The organism is Pseudomonas sp. NY15435, from assembly GCF_048068295.1.
In the GTDB taxonomy this organism is placed as follows: Bacteria; Pseudomonadota; Gammaproteobacteria; order Pseudomonadales; family Pseudomonadaceae; genus Pseudomonas.
In genome coordinates, this window is sequence record NZ_JBLUQA010000011.1 from 51887 (window position 1) to 69362 (window position 17476).

Genomic DNA, 17476 nt, shown 5'->3' on the forward strand with positions numbered 1-17476 from the left:
TTCAGGCTTGCCGTCTTAGCGACGCAGGCCCAGGCGACCGATCAGGGCGCTGTAACGAGAGGTATCCTTGCCCTTCAGGTAATCCAGCAGCTTACGACGCTGGTTAACCATACGGATCAGGCCACGACGGGAGTGGTGGTCTTTGCCGTTGGCCTTGAAGTGGTCCTGCAGCTTGTTGATGTTGGCGGACAGCAGTGCAACCTGCACTTCCGGGGAACCGGTGTCGCCTTCAGCTTGCTTGTACTCGTTAACGATCTGGGCTTTTTCTTGGACGCTCAGTGCCATGATGGGGCTTCCTCTGAGGTAACAGGCCAGGGACTTCTCCCTGTGTTCATAATAAGAGGAGTGACCGTGCCTGCTGACAGCCACCCTCGGTTTCGGCCTTAAGACCGAATCAGTCGACGCGGCGCGAGGCGCCCGTCTTCGGTCACTTCACCGATACCGATGAAACGACCTTCGTGATCCTGCACCCGCAGCATGCCGAACTTCGGCACCTCGGGGGCGCGCACCGGCTGACCATGCAGCCAGTAATAGGCGCTGTGCTCGGACAACTGCAGCAGCGGCCAGTGCTCCAGGCCGGCATCCACCGGCAGCAGGAAGCGGTCGAGAGCTTCGTTGCCACCCTCGGCATGGGCTTTCTCGAGCTCCTCCAGCGTTACCGACTGGTTCAGCTGAAACGGCCCGGCCTGGGTCCGGCGCAGGGCGGCGACGTGTGCGCCACATCCAAGTTCGCGGCCGAGGTCTTCGACCAGGGTGCGAATGTAAGTGCCCTTGCTGCAGGAAACGGCCAGGGTCGCACAGGGCGACTCGAACGCGAGCATTTCCAGGCGCGCAATAGTAACAGAACGCGCCTCGCGCTCCACTACCTCTCCTGCACGAGCCAGCTTGTACAGCGGCTGGCCGTCCTTCTTGAGAGCCGAGTACATCGGCGGCACCTGCTCTATATCGCCACGGAAGCGCGGCAACAGGGCCTCGACAGCCTCCCGACCAGTGGTCACTTCACGCTGCTCGACCACCTCGCCCTCGGCATCGCCGGTGGTAGTGGTGACGCCAAGCTGGGCCACTGTTTCGTAGGCTTTGTCGGCATCGAGAAGGTACTGGGAGAACTTGGTCGCCTCACCGAAGCACAGCGGCAACACGCCGGTGGCCAGCGGATCGAGGCTGCCGGTATGGCCGGCTTTCTCGGCATTGAGCAGCCAGCGCACCTTCTGCAAGGCCTGGTTCGAACTCATACCCAGCGGCTTGTCGAGAATCAGCACACCGTTGACCGCACGGCGAATGCGTTTGACCTGCGCCACGGCTTACTCCTCGGAGTCGCCGCCATGGCGGCGATCGGCTGCTACCGCGCGCTCGATCAGCGCCGACAACTCGGCACCACGACGGATGCTGGCGTCATAGCTGAAGTGCAGTTGCGGCACGGTGCGCAGCTTCATCGCCTTGCCCAGCTGCATACGCAGGAAGCCTGCCGCATCGTTGAGGATGCTGGTGTTCTGCTTCACCACCTCGGCGTTGTCGTCCTGGCCCATCACGGTGACGTACACCTTGGCATGGGACAGATCACGGGCCACGTCGACGCCGGTGATGGTCACCAGGCCGAGACGGGGGTCCTTGATTTCACGCTGGATCAGCAGCGCCAGTTCGCGCTGCATCTGGTCGCCGATACGCTGGGTACGGCTGTACTCTTTAGCCATTTTTCTAACCTGCTTACCCGAGCCAAAAGGCTCCGGGTCTGAAAGCGGCAAACGCCCGGGACGACTGGAGAGCCGGCCCGGGCGCTGCGTTCACGCTCGAATACCCTTACAGAGTACGAGCGACTTCGACCTTCTCGAACACTTCGATCTTGTCGCCGACGCGGACGTCGTTGTAGCTCTTCACGCCGATACCGCATTCCATGCCGGCACGCACTTCCGAGACGTCATCCTTGAAGCGACGCAGGGATTCCAGCTCGCCTTCGAAGATGACCACGTCGTCGCGCAGTACACGGATCGGACGATTGCGGTGCACCAGACCCTCGGTGACCATGCAGCCGGCAACCGCGCCGAACTTCGGCGAACGGAACACGTCACGCACTTCGGCGATACCCAGGATGTTCTCGCGAACATCGCTGCCGAGCATACCGGTCAGGGCTTTCTTGACGTCTTCGATGATGTCGTAGATCACGTTGTAGTAACGCATGTCGAGGCCTTCGGACTCGACGATCTTGCGCGCACCAGCGTCAGCACGGACGTTGAAGCCGAACAGCACCGCGTTGGAGGCCAGCGCCAGGTTGGCATCAGACTCGGTGATACCACCGACGCCGCCGCCCACCACGCGAACCTGCACTTCGTCGTTACCCAGGCCGCTGAGCGAACCCTGCAGGGCTTCCAGCGAACCACGGACATCGGACTTGAGGACGATGTTGAGGGTCTTCTTCTCTTCCTGGCCCATGTTCTCGAAGATGTTTTCCAGCTTGCCAGCGTGGGCACGAGCCAGTTTCACTTCGCGGAACTTGCCCTGACGGAACAGAGCGACTTCGCGGGCCTTCTTCTCGTCGGCAACCACGGTCATCTCGTCGCCGGCGTCCGGGGTGCCATCGAGGCCGAGGATCTCGACCGGAATGGACGGACCAGCTTCCTTGATCGGCTTGCCGTTCTCGTCGAGCATCGCACGGACGCGGCCGTAGTTGACGCCGACCAGGACCATGTCGCCCTGACGCAGAGTACCGTCCTGGACCAGCACGGTGGCTACCGGGCCACGGCCCTTGTCCAGACGGGACTCGACCACCACGCCACGGCCCGGGGCCGACGGAGTGGCTTTGAGCTCGAGCACTTCAGCCTGCAGCAGCACGGCTTCGAGCAGTTCGTCGACGCCGGTACCCAGCTTCGCCGAAACGTGAACGTACGGAGCATCGCCGCCCCACTCTTCCGGGATCACGTCCAGAGCGGCCAGGCCGTTCTTGATGTTGTCCGGATTGGCGTCGGGCTTGTCGATCTTGTTGACCGCGACCACGATCGGCACGCCAGCCGCTTTCGCGTGCTGTACGGCTTCCTGGGTCTGCGGCATCACGCCGTCGTCCGCTGCCACCACGAGGATGACGATGTCGGTCGCCTGGGCACCACGGGCACGCATCGCGGTGAACGCGGCGTGGCCGGGGGTGTCGAGGAAGGTGACCATGCCACGGTCGGTTTCCACGTGGTAGGCGCCGATGTGCTGGGTGATGCCGCCGGCTTCGCCAGCTGCAACCTTGGCACGACGGATGTAGTCGAGCAGCGAGGTCTTGCCGTGGTCGACGTGGCCCATGACGGTCACGACCGGCGCACGGGAAACAGCTTCACCTTCGAACTTCAGCGATGCCGCCAGTTGCTCTTCCAGGGCGTTCTCGCTGACCAGCTTGACCTTGTGGCCGAGTTCCTCGGCGATCAGCTGGGCGGTTTCCTGGTCGAGCACCTGGTTGATGGTCACCGGGGTGCCCATCTTGAACATGAACTTGACGACCTCGGCGCCCTTCACCGACATCTGGGCAGCCAGGTCGCCCACGGTGATGGTCTCGCCGATATTCACTTCACGCACAATCGGTCCTGTCGGGCTCTGGAACCCGTGCTGGTTACGCTTCTTCAGCTTGCCCTTGCCGCGGCCACCGCCACGACGGCCAAAGCTGTCGTCGTCGTCGCCACCACCGCTGCGCACGACGCGCGGTGCAGTGGTCTTTTCCTTTTCCTTGATCGACGGGCGATGCTGGGCATGCTTGCGATCACGGCGCTCGTCTTCTTCGTCACGCTTGGGCGCGCGGCGCACCTCTTCCTTCTTGCGGTCGTCCGCAGCAGGAGCGGCGGCGGCCGGTGCAGCCGGAGCAGGAGCAGCAGCGCGCGGCGCTTCGGCAGCAGCCGGAGCAGCAGCGGCAGGTGCGGAGTCAGCAGTCTGACGGGCAGCATCTGCCTGGCGACGGGCTTCCTCGGCAGCGGCGCGCTGACGAGCTTCTTCCTCGGCCTTCAGGCGCACAGCTTCTTCCGCGGCGCGCTGCTCATCCAGCTCGCGCTGGCGATCGGCTTCAAGCTCTTCCGGGCTGCGCTTGACGTAGGTTTTCTTCTTTCGAACCTCGACGCTGACGGTCTTGCTGCCAGCGACCCGGATGGTCGAAGTGGTCTTGCGTTGCAGAGTGATCTTGCGCGGCTCTTCCGCGCGCTCACCGTGGCTGCCCTTCAGGTGGGCCAGCAGCGCTTGCTTCTCGCTGTCGGTCACTACCTGCTCGGCGTCGTTATGGGGCAGACCCGCTTCGCGCATCTGCTGCAGCAGGCGCTCCACCGGCGTATCGACCGTCTTGGCCAGTTCTTTCACCGTGACTTGCGTCATGCACTTCTCTCCTCAGGCCGCGAATGCTTACTCGAACCAATGGGCCCGGGCGGCCATGATCAACTTGCCGGCACGCTCTTCGTCCATGCCGTCGATGTCGAGCAGGTCGTCAATAGACTGCTCGGCAAGATCTTCACGGGTAGTTACGCCACGCAACGCCAGGTCCACGGCCAGCTCTTTGGTCATACCATCGAGGCTGAGCAGGTCTTCGGCAGGTTGTGCGTCGGCAAGTTTTTCTTCAGTGGCGATGGCTTTGGTCAGCAGGCGATCCTTGGCACGCGAGCGCAGCTCGTTGACGATGTCCTCGTCGAAGCCGTCGATGCTGAGCATTTCTTCCATCGGTACGTAGGCGATCTCTTCCAGGGTGGTGAAACCTTCTTCCACCAGGACCTGTGCGAGTTCTTCATCGACATCCAGCTCGTCGACGAAGCGCTGCAGGATGTCGCCAGTTTCAGCCTGCTGTTTGGCCTGGATATCGGCCTCGGTCATCACGTTCAGGGTCCAGCCGGTGAGCTGGCTGGCCAGACGTACGTTCTGGCCACTACGACCAATGGCCTGAGCCAGGTTGTCTTCGGCAACGGCGATATCCATGGTGTGGGTATCTTCGTCGACGATGATCGCCGCCACTTCGGCCGGGGCCATGGCGTTGATCACGAACTGCGCAGGGTTGTCGTCCCACAGGACGATGTCCACACGCTCGCCGCCCAGTTCGCCGGAGACGGCCTGGACGCGGGAACCACGCATACCGATGCAGGCGCCCTGCGGGTCGATACGCTTGTCCTTGGAGCGAACGGCGATCTTGGCGCGCGAACCCGGGTCACGGGCGGCGGCCATCACGTCGATCAGTTGCTCGGCGATTTCCGGTACTTCGATGCGGAACAGCTCGATCAGCATTTCCGGCGCGGTACGCGACAGGATCAGTTGAGGGCCGCGGTTCTCGCTGCGAATTTCCTTGAGCAGGGCACGCACACGGGTGCCTACGCGGAAGGTTTCACGCGGGATGATCTGGTCGCGGGCCAGCAGCGCTTCGGCGTTGTTGCCCAGATCGACGATCACGTTGTCACGGGTGACCTTCTTGACGGTGCCGGAGATGATCTCGTTGACCTTCTCGCGGTACGCATCGACCACCTGAGCGCGCTCGGCTTCGCGGACCTTCTGCACGATGACCTGCTTGGCGGTCTGTGCGGCAATGCGGCCGAACTCGATGGATTCGATCTTCTCTTCGATGACCTCGCCGGCCTTCATGCCGGGGTGATCTTCCTGCACGTCTTCGACGGTCAGTTCCGATGCCGGATTGGAGTAGTCCTCGTCTTCGACGATGGTCCAGCGACGGAAGGTTTCGTAGTTGCCGTTGGCGCGGTTGATTTCCACGCGCAGGTCAACTTCGTCCTCGAAACGCTTTTTGGTCGCAGTCGCCAGGGCCAGCTCCAGCGCTTCGAAAATCACGCCAGGCGGTACACCCTTCTCGTTGGATACCGACTCAACAACCAGCAGTACTTCTTTGCTCATCGTACGCCTCGCCTTTCAATCCATTGGAATCCGCGCTCTGGCGGCTCACTCAAATCGGGGAATGATGTTGGCCTTGTCGATCGAGTCGACTGGCAGCAGGTATTCATGGTCGTCCACCAGGACCACCACATCCTGCTCCTCCACACCACGGAGAATGCCCTGGAAATTGCGCCGCCGTTCGAAGGGCGTGCGCAGCTTGATCTTCACCTGCTCGCCGACGTAACGGGCGAACTGGTCGAGCGTAAAGAGAGGACGATCCATGCCGGGCGACGACACCTCGAGGGTGTACTCGCCACTGATCGGGTCTTCCACGTCGAGGATGCCACTGACCTGACGACTGACGATTTCGCAGTCATCGATCAGGATGCCTTCCTGACGATCGATATAAACCCGGAGCAGGGAATGACGACCTTGGGAAATGAACTCCAGGCCCCAGCACTCATAGCCGAGCGCTTCTACTACAGGGGCCAACAAGGCCTGCAACTGTTCTAGCTTGCTCGACACCTGATCGCCTCGCGTATGCTGTAGAAACAAAAAATGGGCGAAACGCCCATCCCTTAAGGACCGCCTTGACCTGGCGGCGGACTGTCCAGCTAGCAAAAAGCCCCTGAAAAGGGGCTCTGCCAAACTGGTTGCGGGAGCTGGATTTGAACCAACGACCTTCGGGTTATGAGCCCGACGAGCTACCAGACTGCTCCATCCCGCGTCAAAGCTGGTGCGAAATTATACGGTTGAGCCCCTTGAAGGTCAACCGAAACTCCGAAACGACAAGACCCGCACTGCGGGCCTTTTCGTATATGGTACCGAGGAGGGGACTCGAACCCCTACAGCCTATGGCCACTACCACCTCAAGGTAGCGTGTCTACCAATTCCACCACCTCGGCAAAAACTCTTGCCTGCTTACTTCTGCTCAGGAGCCGCCGGAACGTCACCGTTACCGCCTGCAGGGGCTTGAGGTTGCCCTTGCGCGCCCGGCACATCACTAGCTGCCGGAGCTTGTTCCTGCTTCTGCTCCATCACTGCCGGGTCAGGAAGCCCAGCGTGACGAATTATATCAGCTTTTTCTTTAGCAAAATACGCTAAACCTAAGCTAGTAATGAAAAAAATTGCGGCCAGCACAGCGGTGAAGCGACTCAGGAAGGTAGCAGAACCCTGGCTACCGAAAACAGTACCCGAAGCGCCAGCACCAAACGACGCACCCGCGTCGGCACCCTTGCCTTGCTGAAGCAGGACCAGCACAACCAGACCCAGCGCCATCAGCAGGTGAATCACGATTACAACTGTTTCCAGCATCTTCAGTTTCCTGCGGCGCGACAGATCGCACCGAACTCATCTGCATTCAGGGAAGCCCCACCAATGAGCCCCCCATCGATATCCGGCATGCCGAAAAGCTCGACAGCGTTGGCGGCCTTGACACTACCGCCGTACAGGAGACGAAGGCCGCGAGCCACCTCTGCGTTTTCCGCCGAGATCTGCGCGCGAATCGCCGCATGCACTTCCTGGGCTTGCTCGGGAGAAGCAGTAAGCCCCGTCCCAATCGCCCACACCGGCTCGTAAGCCACAACGGCGCGGGAAAAAGCCCCGACACCCAGTTCTTCGATTACCGAGCCCAACTGGCGCCCGACAACCTCAAGAGTCTTGCCCGCCTCACGCTGCTCGCGGGTCTCGCCCACGCACAGGATTGGAACCAGGCCACACGACTGAGCCGCAGCAAACTTGCGACTGATCACACCATCGCTTTCACCCAGGATCAGGCGACGCTCGGAGTGACCGACCAGCACTAGGGAACAGCTCGCATCAGCCAACTGGCTGGCTGCGATCTCACCCGTGAGGGCGCCCTGCATCGGCTCAACCGCGCAATTCTGCGCACCGACGGCAACCGCCTTTCCATTCAGACCTTGAACGACCTGATTGATGTACAGACAGGGCGGAAACACCGCCACATCGACACCCGTGGGAAGAGCCAGTTGACGCAGGCCTTTGATCAGCTCCGTTACGCTGGAGCGGGTACCGTGCATTTTCCAATTACCGGCCACCAAGGGTCGACGCATGCTGTACCTCGCTGAGCAAAGTGGGCGCAGATATTACTCGACGCTTTGGGAACTGACAAGAGAAATCAAGCACATACCTCTGTAACGACTTTTGCCAGCTGTTCGGCATAGGCGCGAACGCGAGCCTCTTCATCACCCTCGACCATCACGCGCACCAACGGCTCGGTACCGGATTTGCGCAGCAGGACGCGACCGCGACCAGCCATTTCCTCGGTCACCTTGGCACAAGCCTCCTTCACCGCCGGATGCTCCAGCGGATCGATACCACCGCCCGCGAAGCGAACATTGATCAGCACCTGCGGGCATTTGCGAATACCCATGCGCGCCTCCGCCAGGTTCTGCCCGCGCGTCTTGAGCGCCATCAGCACCTGCAGGGCCGCGATGATTGCATCACCGGTAGTGGTGTGCTGGCAGCAGACCACGTGCCCCGAATTCTCGCCGCCCAACTGCCAGTTGCGCGATTGGAGCTCTGACATTACGTAGCGGTCGCCCACCTTGGCGCGAGCGAAGGGGATATGCAGGTCCTGCAGGGCAAGCTCGAGGCCCAGGTTGCTCATCAGCGTCCCGACCACACCGCCATGCAGCTTGCCGCGATCAAGCATGTCACGCGCAATGAGATAGAGAATCTCGTCACCATCGACGATGGTGCCAGTGTGATCGACCATCATCACCCGGTCGCCATCGCCGTCGAAGGCGATGCCGATATCGGCGTGATTGGCGAGCACGGACTCCTGCAGCGCCCCCATATGGGTTGAGCCGCACTTGTCGTTGATGTTCAGGCCATTGGGCTCGGCACCGATGACGAAGACTTCGGCACCCAGCTCGCGGAATACGTTGGGTGCGATCTTGTAGGTCGCGCCATGGGCGCAATCCAGGGCAATGCGCAGACCGGCGAAACTGGTGTTCGACGGCACACTGCTTTTGCAGAATTCGATGTAACGGCCAGCGGCGTCGTTGATGCGCGACACCTTGCCCAGGCGGGCAGACTCCACCACGGTCATCGGCGCATCGAGCAGCTCCTCGATGATCAGTTCGACCTCATCGGGCAGCTTGGTGCCCTGACCGGAGAAGAACTTGATGCCGTTGTCGTCATGCGGGTTGTGCGAAGCACTGATTACGATGCCGGCTTCGGCATGGAAGGTGCGGGTCAGGTATGCGATGCCCGGCGTCGGCATCGGCCCCAGCAGCATCACGTCAGCACCAGCGGCGGACAGGCCTGCTTCCAGTGCGGATTCGAACATGTAGCCGGAAATCCGCGTGTCCTTGCCCACCAGCACACGGCACTTGCCCTGCTGACGGAAGGCCATGCCCACGGCCCAGCCCAACTTGAGCACGAACTCCGGCGTGATCGGCGGCGTGCCAACGCGGCCGCGAATTCCATCGGTACCAAAATACTTCCTGCTCATGCGGGCATCCCCTCTTCCTTTGCACTTTCCACTGCGTGAATCATTCGAACCACGTCCACCGTCTCGGCGACATCATGAACGCGGATAATACTGGCTCCCTTGGTTACCGCGAGAGCGGCCAGCGCGAGACTGCCATACAGGCGCTCTCCTACTTCGCGACCCAGCGCGCGGCCGATCATGCTCTTGCGCGAGACACCGACCAGCAACGGGCAACCCATTTCCATCAACCTGTCCATCTGGCGGAACAGGTTGAGGTTGTGGCTCTGAGTCTTGGCGAAGCCTAAGCCAGGATCGATGACGATCCGCTCCCGAGCAATACCGACGGCTTCGCAGACGGCAATACGCTCCTCGAGGAAACCTCGGACTTCCTGAAGAATGTCTGGATAGCGTGGATCATCCTGCATGTTCCCGGGCTCCCCGCGCATGTGCATCAGACACACCGGAAGCCCGGTATCAAACGCAGCATCCAGGGCGCCATCGCGCTGCAGTGAACGCACATCATTGATCAGGCCAGCCCCGAGGCGCGCAGTTTCACGCATCACTGCGGGAGTGGAGGTATCCACGGAGATGACCACATCCAGCTCGCGCGCAATGGCCTCGACCACTGGCGCCACGCGCTCCAACTCTTCGGTCGGCGAGACCATGCGCGCACCGGGACGCGTCGACTCACCACCGATATCGATCAGCGTGGCGCCGGCCGCGACCATATGCGCCGCATGACGCAACGCCGCATCGTGCTGGCTGAAACGCCCACCGTCGGAGAAGGAATCGGGGGTGACATTGAGGATGCCCATGACGTGCGGGCGGCTTAAATCAAGAACCCGGTTGCCGCAAGGCAACCGGGTCGGGTGGTACAACGAACTCATTCAGTGCTCTCAGTGTTCGCCGGCGGGCCCGCCAATCGGATTTTCCTGGCGACCTTCGTCGCGCGGCGAGGCAGCATTGCCGGAGGAACCGGAGTTGCCGCCCTGCCAGTCGCGCGGCTCGCGCGGCTCGCGGCCGGCCATGATGTCGTCGATCTGGTCGGCATCGATGGTTTCGTACTTCATCAGCGCGTCAGCCATCATGTCGAGCTTGTCACGATTCTCTTCCAGCAGGCGCTTGGCGGTGCCGTAGCAGTCGTCGATGATGCGGCGCACTTCCTGGTCGATCAGCTTGGCAGTCTCGCCGGAGATATTGGAGTGCTGACCACCAGCACTACGACCGAGGAAGACCTCGCCCTCCTCTTCCGCGTACATCAGCGGGCCGAGTTTTTCCGACAGACCCCACTTGGTCACCATGTTCCGTGCCAGCTGGGTAGCACGCATGATGTCGTTGGAGGCGCCAGTGGTAACACCTTCGAAGCCCAGGGTCATCTCTTCGGCGATACGGCCACCGAACAGCGAGCAGATCTGGCTTTCCAGGGCGCGCTTGGACAGGCTGTAACGATCCTCTTCCGGCAGGAACATGGTCACGCCCAAGGCGCGACCGCGCGGAATGATGGATACCTTGTAGACCGGGTCGTGCTCCGGAACCAGACGGCCGACGATGGCGTGGCCGGCTTCGTGGAACGCGGTGTTCTTCTTCTCCTTCTCGGACATGACCATGGTCTTGCGCTCTGCGCCCATCATGATCTTGTCCTTGGCCAGCTCGAACTCACGCATGTCCACGATGCGCTTGTTGGAACGAGCGGCGAACAGCGAAGCCTCGTTGACCAGGTTGGCCAGGTCTGCACCGGAGAAGCCCGGGGTACCGCGCGCGATCACGGCCGGATCGACGTTGTCGCCCAGCGGGACCTTGCGCATGTGCACTTTCAGGATCTGTTCGCGACCACGAATGTCCGGCAGGCCAACCACTACCTGGCGGTCGAAGCGGCCCGGGCGCAGCAGCGCGGGGTCGAGCACGTCCGGGCGGTTGGTCGCAGCGATGACGATAATGCCGTCATTCATCTCGAAACCGTCCATCTCCACCAGCAACTGGTTGAGGGTCTGCTCGCGCTCGTCGTGACCGCCGCCCAGACCGGCGCCACGATGGCGGCCGACGGCGTCGATCTCGTCGATGAAGATGATGCAGGGTGCGTGCTTCTTGGCCTGGTCGAACATGTCGCGAACGCGCGAGGCGCCCACGCCGACGAACATTTCCACGAAGTCCGAACCGGAAATGGTGAAGAACGGCACCTTGGCTTCGCCAGCAATCGCCTTGGCAAGCAGGGTCTTACCGGTACCGGGCGGGCCGACCATCAGCACGCCGCGCGGGATACGACCGCCCAGGCGCTGGAACTTGCCCGGATCGCGGAGGAATTCCACCAGTTCGCTGACTTCTTCCTTGGCCTCGTCGCAACCGGCAACGTCGGCAAAGGTGGTCTTCACCTGGTCTTCCGACAACAGGCGGGCCTTGCTCTTGCCGAAGCTCATCGGGCCACCGCGGCCACCGCCGCCGCCCTGCATCTGGCGCATGAAGAACATGAAGACGGCGATGATCACCAGAATCGGGAAGCTCGCCACCAGCAACTGGGTCCAGATGCTCTGCTGCTCCGGCTGCTTGCCTTCGACAACCACGTTGTTATTGACCAGGTCGCCGATCAGGCCGTTGTCCTGGATCGCCGGGCGGATGGTCTTGAAGGTGTCACCATCCTGGCGCTTGCCAGTGATGACATAGCCGTCGACGGTTACGCGCTCGACCTTGCCGTCCTTCACCTGCTGGATGAAGTCGGAATAGTTGAGCGTCTGCGGCTCGCTCGGGCTGGAGAAGTTGTTCATCACGGTGACGAGTACCGCCGCGATGATCAGCCACAGAATCAGGTTCTTTGCCATGTCGTTCAATTGACTACCCTCTGAAGCCGGCTCCGCCCTGGAAACCGCTTCTCACGACGGCCAGACTCCTTCCGGCCAAAATTACTACACAACGCCCGCCGCCAGGCAGGCGCCGTCTGTAACCCTTTATGAACCCCGGCTTTCACCGGTACAAGCAAAACCTGCAAGGCGTAGACCAAAAGCCGGCCCAATCATTCCAGTCTAGGCGCCGCGAAAGCCCCGTGCGAGCAGATACTGCTCGCGGGAACGGTCGCGGGAGGACAGCGGCTTGCGCATCTGCACCTTCTCGAAGTTCTCGCGAACCATCTTGTGGTAAGCGTCAAAACCTTCGCCCTGGAAAATCTTGATCAGGAAATCGCCGCCCGGACGCAGCACACGGGTGCACAGGTCCAGGGCCAGCTCGCAGAGGAACATCGCACGGGGCATGTCCACGGCGGGCAATCCACTCATATTGGGGGCCATATCGGAAATCACAAGGTCTACCGGATTTTCTCCGATGGCCTCGAGCAACTGGGCGAAGACTTCGTCTTCGGTGAAGTCGCCCTGAATGAAGGTGACGTCCGGGATACTGTCCATCGGCAGGATGTCCGAGGCGATCAGGGTACCCTTGTCACCGATCACCCGACTGGTGACCTGCGACCAGCCGCCTGGGGCGGCGCCGAGGTCGACCACGGTCATGCCCGGACGCAGGATGCGATCCTTCTCCTGGATTTCCAGCAGTTTGTAGCTGGCGCGCGAGCGGTAGCCGTCGCGCTGTGCCATCTTCACGTAAGGATCGTCGAAATGTTCTTTCAGCCAGCGATGGCTAGTCTTGGAACGGGCCACGTATTACCTCGTCTGAGCGGCATCCCGGTACAACCTAAACTCGGGTAGAATATCCGCCTTTTTTCCCAGGGGTCAGATTATGGCGCTCTCTCAGGAGCAGAAAAAGCAGTTCAAATCTATCGGGCATCACCTGAAACCCGTATTGACCGTTGCTGAAAACGGTCTTTCGGAAGGTGTGATGGCCGAGCTTGAGCGCGCGCTCAACGATCATGAACTGATCAAGGTGCAATTCCGCATCACCGAACGCGACGACCGTCGTGCGCTGATCGACGAGCTCTGCCAGAACGGCAGCTGCGAACTGGTTCAGTCCATCGGCAAGATGGCACTGATCTATCGTCGCAATCCCAAGCCGAACAAGAACCTGTCGAATATCAGCCGCTTCAGCGGTCTCTGACAGTCAAGACCGGCAACGCGGAGCCGGCAAGGCTCCGCCGCGTCAGCTCCGTTCGTCTCGCCCCGGCGCCGGCTGCAGCACCAGCAGCAATCCGCATAGCGCTACCACCAGGTAATTGAACAGCAGCCAGCGCTGAGCGTCCGGCGCTACCTGGCGGACCATGAAATAAGCCACCGCCATCACCAGCACGGTGAGCAGCAACTGCCCCCGCGCTTCACGGGCAAAGGCAGCGAATCCGCGCGCCTGCCAGAGCACCAGGGACTGGAGCAGCACGCAGAATCCGGCAAAACCCAGCAGTAGCGGCTTCAGCGCATCGGAAACCGCCTCCACCAGGAGCGGCGCCAGGCCGATCTTGTCCAGCGCCGGCAACACCACGAACTGCAGCAACCAGAGGCCGCCGACCCAGAATGTCTGGGCCAGCAGCCAACTGATGGTGCCTGCGTTCAGGGATTGCCGATCAGGCGTGGCGGACTTCAACGATCTCGTACTCGACGTCGCCACCCGGGGTCTTCACCAGAACAGCGTCGCCTTCGGTCTTGCCGATCAGCGCACGGGCGATCGGCGAGTTGACCGAGATCTTGCTGTTCTTGATGTCCGCCTCGTCGTCGCCGACGATCTGGTAGGTCACCGTCTCGTCGGTCTCGACGTTGGCGATATCGACGGTGGTGCCGAAGATCACCTTGCCGCTGTGCGGAATGGTGGTCACGTCGATGATCTGCGCGTTGGACAGCTTGGCCTCGATGTCGCGGATGCGAGCTTCGGACATGCCCTGCTGTTCACGAGCAGCGTGGTACTCGGCGTTTTCCTTCAGATCGCCCAGCTCACGCGCTTCGGCAATGGCCTGGGTGATCTGCGGGCGCAGAACGGTCTTCAGGTGTTTCAGTTCTTCTTCCAGGGCGCGAGCGCCCTGGACGGTCATTGGAAATTTGCTCATGCGTTGATTCCTGCATGGAGATCCTGCAGACGGCGAACGGTCTTCTCGGGACCGAACTTGAGCGCCTCACAGATCGCCTGACCCGCCGCGATGGTGGTGGTGCAGTAGATCTTGTGCTGCAGGGCGTTTCGACGGATGGAGTACGAGTCAGCGATGGACTGGCGACCCTCGGTGGTGTTGATGATCAGGGTGACTTCGTCATTCTTGATCATGTCGACCACGTGAGGACGACCCTCGGTCACCTTGTTCACACGACGCACCGGCAGGCCGGCAGCCTCGATCACCTTGGCGGTGCCAGCAGTGGCAACCACTTCGAAGCCCAGCGCGACCAGATCGCGGGCGACCTGAACGGCTTGCGGCTTGTCGTCCTCGCGGACGCTGATGAAGGCGCAACCGGCGTTCGGCAGGATTTCGCTGGCGCCCAACTGGGCCTTGGCGAATGCCTCACCGAAGCTGTCACCGACACCCATCACCTCGCCAGTGGACTTCATCTCTGGGCCGAGGATCGGGTCGACGCCGGGGAACTTGGCGAACGGGAACACCGCTTCCTTGACGCTATAGTACGGCGGGATCACCTCCTGGGTGAAGCCGACTTCGGCCAGGGACTTGCCAGCCATGACGCGGGCCGCCACTTTCGCCAGCGACTCGCCGATGCACTTGGAGACGAACGGTACGGTACGGGACGCGCGCGGGTTCACCTCGATCACGTAGATGTCTTCACCCTGAACGGCCATCTGCACGTTCATCAGGCCGACCACGCCGAGCTCCAGGGCCATCTTCTTGACCTGCTCGCGGATCTCGTCCTGGATGTGCTGCGGCAGCGAGTACGGCGGCAGCGAGCAGGCGGAGTCACCGGAGTGCACGCCAGCCTGTTCGATGTGCTGCATGATCGCGCCGATCACCACGGTCTCGCCGTCGCACACCGCATCGATGTCGACTTCGATGGCGCAGTTCAGGAAGCGGTCCAGCAGCACCGGGCTGTCGTTGGAAACCTTCACGGCTTCGCGCATGTAGCGCTTGAGCTCTTCTTCCTGGTAGACGATTTCCATCGCACGGCCGCCCAGTACATAGGACGGGCGCACCACCATCGGGTAGCCGATGTTCTTCGACAGCTCCAGGGCCTGGTCTTCACTGCGCGCGGTGGCGTTGGCCGGCTGGCGCAGGTTCAGGCGCTGGACCATCTGCTGGAAGCGCTCGCGGTCTTCGGCGCGGTCGATGGCGTCCGGGCTGGTGCCGATGATCGGCACGCCGGCTTCTTCCAGGGCACGGCAGAGTTTCAGCGGAGTCTGGCCGCCGTACTGCACGATGACGCCCTTGGGCTGCTCGACGCGGACGATTTCCAGCACGTCTTCCAGGGTTACCGGCTCGAAGTACAGGCGGTCGGACGTGTCGTAGTCGGTGGAGACGGTCTCCGGGTTGCAGTTGACCATGATGGTCTCGTAACCGTCTTCACGCATGGCCAGCGCGGCATGTACGCAGCAGTAGTCGAACTCGATGCCCTGGCCGATACGGTTCGGACCGCCGCCCAGGATCATGATCTTGTCGCGAGTCGACGGATTGGCTTCGCACTCTTCCTCGTAGGTCGAGTACATGTAGGCGGTGTCGGTGGCGAACTCTGCGGCGCAGGTGTCGACGCGCTTGTAGACCGGCAGCACCTTGAGCTTGTGGCGATGATTGCGCAGGTTCTTCTCGGTCACACCCAGCAGGGTGGCCAGGCGGGCATCGGAGAAGCCCTTGCGCTTGAGCTTGAGCATCAGGTCACGATCGATCGCGGACAGACCCAGGGTCTTGACGCGCTCTTCGTCCTTGATCAGGTCTTCGATCTGCACCAGGAACCACTCGTCAATGCGGGTCAGGTCAAAGACTTCGGCGATGCTCTTGCCGGCGCGGAAGGCGTCGGCGACGTACCAGATGCGGTCGGCATTGGGCACGGTCAGTTCGCGCTTGAGGATGCTCTCGGCTTCCGGGTTGCTCAGGTCGAGCTTGGGATCGAAACCGGTGGCGCCGACTTCCAGGCCGCGCAGGGCTTTCTGCACGGACTCCTGGAAGGTACGGCCGATGGCCATGACTTCACCCACGGATTTCATCTGGGTGGTCAGGCGGGCGTCGGCTTTCGGGAATTTCTCGAAGGCGAAACGCGGGATCTTGGTGACGACGTAGTCGATCGCCGGCTCGAAGGACGCCGGGGTACGGCCGCCGGTGATGTCGTTCTGCAGTTCGTCGAGGGTATAGCCGACGGCCAGCTTGGCGGCGATCTTGGCGATCGGGAAGCCGGTGGCCTTGGAAGCCAGCGCCGAGGAGCGCGATACACGCGGGTTCATCTCGATCACGACCATGCGACCGGTGTTCGGGCAGATGCCGAACTGCACGTTGGAACCGCCGGTTTCCACGCCGATCTCACGCAGCACCGCCAGCGAGGCGTTGCGCATGATCTGGTATTCCTTGTCGGTCAGGGTCTGCGCGGGCGCTACGGTGATCGAGTCACCGGTGTGCACGCCCATCGGGTCGAAGTTCTCGATGGCGCAGACGATGATGCAGTTGTCCTTCTTGTCGCGGACAACCTCCATCTCGTATTCCTTCCAGCCGATCAGCGATTCGTCGATCAGCAGCTCGTTGGTCGGCGACAGGTCCAGGCCACGGGTGCAGATTTCTTCGAATTCTTCGCGGTTGTAGGCGATGCCGCCGCCGGTGCCACCCATGGTGAAGGACGGACGGATGATGCACGGGAAGTTGACCTTCTCCAGTACGCCGTAGGCTTCTTCCATGGTGTGCGCGATGCCCGAGCGCGGGCAGGCCAGGCCGATGTCGCGCATGGCCTTGTCAAAGCGCGAACGATCTTCGGCCTTGTCGATGGTATCGGCGTTGGCGCCGATCATTTCCACGCCGAACTGCTCAAGCACGCCGTGACGCTCCAGGTCCAGGGCGCAGTTCAGAGCGGTCTGGCCGCCCATGGTCGGCAGCAGCGCGTCAGGGCGCTCCTTCTCGATGATCTTGGCGACGGTCTGCCACTTGATCGGCTCGATGTAGGTGGCATCGGCCATGGCCGGGTCGGTCATGATGGTGGCCGGGTTGGAGTTCACCAGGATGACACGGAAGCCTTCTTCCTTCAGGGCCTTGCAGGCCTGCGCGCCGGAGTAGTCGAACTCACAGGCCTGGCCGATGACGATCGGGCCGGCGCCGAGGATCAGGATGCTCTTGATGTCTGTACGCTTGGGCATGGGACTCTCGTTGCAATA

At 61.8% G+C, this 17476-nt stretch carries 16 protein-coding genes and 2 tRNA genes; 1 reads left to right on the forward strand and 17 read right to left on the reverse strand.

Annotation, left to right across the window (positions count from 1 at the left end):
* Window positions 1-15: 15 nt before the first annotated feature.
* From rpsO to rlmE, 14 genes are all read right to left on the reverse strand, one after another.
* Window positions 16-285, reverse strand: coding sequence for a 30S ribosomal protein S15 (rpsO, locus tag ACNFH5_RS23285; protein ID WP_045216763.1), 270 nt, complete (start codon window positions 283-285; stop codon window positions 16-18).
* A 98-nt stretch (window positions 286-383) separates the two neighbouring features.
* Window positions 384-1298, reverse strand: coding sequence for a tRNA pseudouridine(55) synthase TruB (gene truB, locus ACNFH5_RS23290; RefSeq protein ID WP_416750088.1), 915 nt, complete (start codon window positions 1296-1298; stop codon window positions 384-386).
* A 3-nt stretch (window positions 1299-1301) separates the two neighbouring features.
* Window positions 1302-1691 (reverse strand): 30S ribosome-binding factor RbfA, encoded by a 390-nt coding sequence (gene rbfA / locus ACNFH5_RS23295; RefSeq protein ID WP_169936507.1) that lies wholly within the window; start codon window positions 1689-1691, stop codon window positions 1302-1304.
* 106 nt (window positions 1692-1797) lie between these two features.
* Window positions 1798-4329 (reverse strand): translation initiation factor IF-2, encoded by a 2532-nt coding sequence (infB, locus tag ACNFH5_RS23300; protein ID WP_416750091.1) that lies wholly within the window; start codon window positions 4327-4329, stop codon window positions 1798-1800.
* A gap of 27 nt (window positions 4330-4356) precedes the next feature.
* Complete coding sequence (nusA, locus tag ACNFH5_RS23305; RefSeq protein WP_416750093.1) at window positions 4357-5838, reverse strand: transcription termination factor NusA; 1482 nt, start codon at window positions 5836-5838, stop codon at window positions 4357-4359.
* 45 nt (window positions 5839-5883) lie between these two features.
* Window positions 5884-6342 carry a ribosome maturation factor RimP gene (gene rimP, locus ACNFH5_RS23310; RefSeq protein WP_416750095.1) on the reverse strand — a complete coding sequence of 153 codons (459 nt, stop codon included), beginning with the start codon at window positions 6340-6342 and terminating at the stop codon, window positions 5884-5886.
* 125 nt (window positions 6343-6467) lie between these two features.
* Window positions 6468-6544: transfer RNA gene (locus ACNFH5_RS23315), tRNA-Met, on the reverse strand.
* A 92-nt stretch (window positions 6545-6636) separates the two neighbouring features.
* Window positions 6637-6722: transfer RNA gene (locus tag ACNFH5_RS23320), tRNA-Leu, on the reverse strand.
* A gap of 16 nt (window positions 6723-6738) precedes the next feature.
* Window positions 6739-7131, reverse strand: coding sequence for a preprotein translocase subunit SecG (secG, locus tag ACNFH5_RS23325; protein WP_416750097.1), 393 nt, complete (start codon window positions 7129-7131; stop codon window positions 6739-6741).
* A gap of 2 nt (window positions 7132-7133) precedes the next feature.
* The gene (gene tpiA, locus ACNFH5_RS23330) at window positions 7134-7889 is read right to left on the reverse strand and encodes a triose-phosphate isomerase (RefSeq protein WP_416750099.1); all 756 of its coding nucleotides are present in this window, start codon (window positions 7887-7889) and stop codon (window positions 7134-7136) included.
* Between the two features lie 65 nt (window positions 7890-7954).
* Complete coding sequence (gene glmM, locus ACNFH5_RS23335) at window positions 7955-9295, reverse strand: phosphoglucosamine mutase (RefSeq protein WP_416750101.1); 1341 nt, start codon at window positions 9293-9295, stop codon at window positions 7955-7957.
* Window positions 9292-10161 carry a dihydropteroate synthase gene (folP, locus tag ACNFH5_RS23340; RefSeq protein ID WP_416750103.1) on the reverse strand — a complete coding sequence of 290 codons (870 nt, stop codon included), beginning with the start codon at window positions 10159-10161 and terminating at the stop codon, window positions 9292-9294. The genes glmM and folP overlap by 4 nt, the downstream gene beginning before the upstream one ends.
* A gap of 9 nt (window positions 10162-10170) precedes the next feature.
* The gene (gene ftsH, locus ACNFH5_RS23345; RefSeq protein WP_416750350.1) at window positions 10171-12087 is read right to left on the reverse strand and encodes an ATP-dependent zinc metalloprotease FtsH; all 1917 of its coding nucleotides are present in this window, start codon (window positions 12085-12087) and stop codon (window positions 10171-10173) included.
* Window positions 12088-12288: 201 nt separating this feature from the next.
* Entirely contained in the window at window positions 12289-12912 is a 624-nt protein-coding gene (rlmE, locus tag ACNFH5_RS23350) for a 23S rRNA (uridine(2552)-2'-O)-methyltransferase RlmE (protein WP_045216738.1), read from the reverse strand.
* Between the two features lie 79 nt (window positions 12913-12991).
* Here rlmE and ACNFH5_RS23355 point away from each other — a divergent pair, with 79 nt between their 5' ends.
* The gene (locus ACNFH5_RS23355; protein ID WP_015478938.1) at window positions 12992-13306 is read left to right on the forward strand and encodes a YhbY family RNA-binding protein; all 315 of its coding nucleotides are present in this window, start codon (window positions 12992-12994) and stop codon (window positions 13304-13306) included.
* A 42-nt stretch (window positions 13307-13348) separates the two neighbouring features.
* Here the strand turns inward: ACNFH5_RS23355 and ACNFH5_RS23360 are convergent, their stop codons facing one another.
* From ACNFH5_RS23360 to carB, 3 genes are read right to left on the reverse strand one after another with little or no spacing between them, the layout of a single operon-like run.
* Window positions 13349-13753, reverse strand: coding sequence for a DUF4149 domain-containing protein (locus tag ACNFH5_RS23360; protein ID WP_416750352.1), 405 nt, complete (start codon window positions 13751-13753; stop codon window positions 13349-13351).
* 10 nt (window positions 13754-13763) lie between these two features.
* Window positions 13764-14240: a transcription elongation factor GreA gene (gene greA / locus ACNFH5_RS23365; protein WP_015478940.1), complete on the reverse strand. Its 477-nt coding sequence runs from the start codon at window positions 14238-14240 to the stop codon at window positions 13764-13766.
* On the reverse strand, window positions 14237-17458 hold the full coding sequence (carB, locus tag ACNFH5_RS23370; protein ID WP_169936501.1) for a carbamoyl-phosphate synthase large subunit: 3222 nt from the start codon (window positions 17456-17458) through the stop codon (window positions 14237-14239). The genes greA and carB overlap by 4 nt, the downstream gene beginning before the upstream one ends.
* Window positions 17459-17476 lie beyond the last annotated feature (18 nt).

What these genes read in the sequence shown, in the direction of transcription:
- greA (WP_015478940.1), bottom strand. Translation starts at nt 14,240, where the DNA reads ATGAGCAAATTTCCAATGACCGTCCAGGGCGCTCGCGCCCTGGAAGAA.
- rpsO (WP_045216763.1), bottom strand. Translation starts at nt 285, where the DNA reads ATGGCACTGAGCGTCCAAGAAAAAGCCCAGATCGTTAACGAGTACAAG.
- rbfA (WP_169936507.1), bottom strand. Translation starts at nt 1,691, where the DNA reads ATGGCTAAAGAGTACAGCCGTACCCAGCGTATCGGCGACCAGATGCAG.
- infB (WP_416750091.1), bottom strand. Translation starts at nt 4,329, where the DNA reads ATGACGCAAGTCACGGTGAAAGAACTGGCCAAGACGGTCGATACGCCG.
- carB (WP_169936501.1), bottom strand. Translation starts at nt 17,458, where the DNA reads ATGCCCAAGCGTACAGACATCAAGAGCATCCTGATCCTCGGCGCCGGC.
- ftsH (WP_416750350.1), bottom strand. Translation starts at nt 12,087, where the DNA reads ATGGCAAAGAACCTGATTCTGTGGCTGATCATCGCGGCGGTACTCGTC.
- nusA (WP_416750093.1), bottom strand. Translation starts at nt 5,838, where the DNA reads ATGAGCAAAGAAGTACTGCTGGTTGTTGAGTCGGTATCCAACGAGAAG.
- secG (WP_416750097.1), bottom strand. Translation starts at nt 7,131, where the DNA reads ATGCTGGAAACAGTTGTAATCGTGATTCACCTGCTGATGGCGCTGGGT.
- ACNFH5_RS23355 (WP_015478938.1), top strand. Translation starts at nt 12,992, where the DNA reads ATGGCGCTCTCTCAGGAGCAGAAAAAGCAGTTCAAATCTATCGGGCAT.
- glmM (WP_416750101.1), bottom strand. Translation starts at nt 9,295, where the DNA reads ATGAGCAGGAAGTATTTTGGTACCGATGGAATTCGCGGCCGCGTTGGC.
- folP (WP_416750103.1), bottom strand. Translation starts at nt 10,161, where the DNA reads ATGAGTTCGTTGTACCACCCGACCCGGTTGCCTTGCGGCAACCGGGTT.
- tpiA (WP_416750099.1), bottom strand. Translation starts at nt 7,889, where the DNA reads ATGCGTCGACCCTTGGTGGCCGGTAATTGGAAAATGCACGGTACCCGC.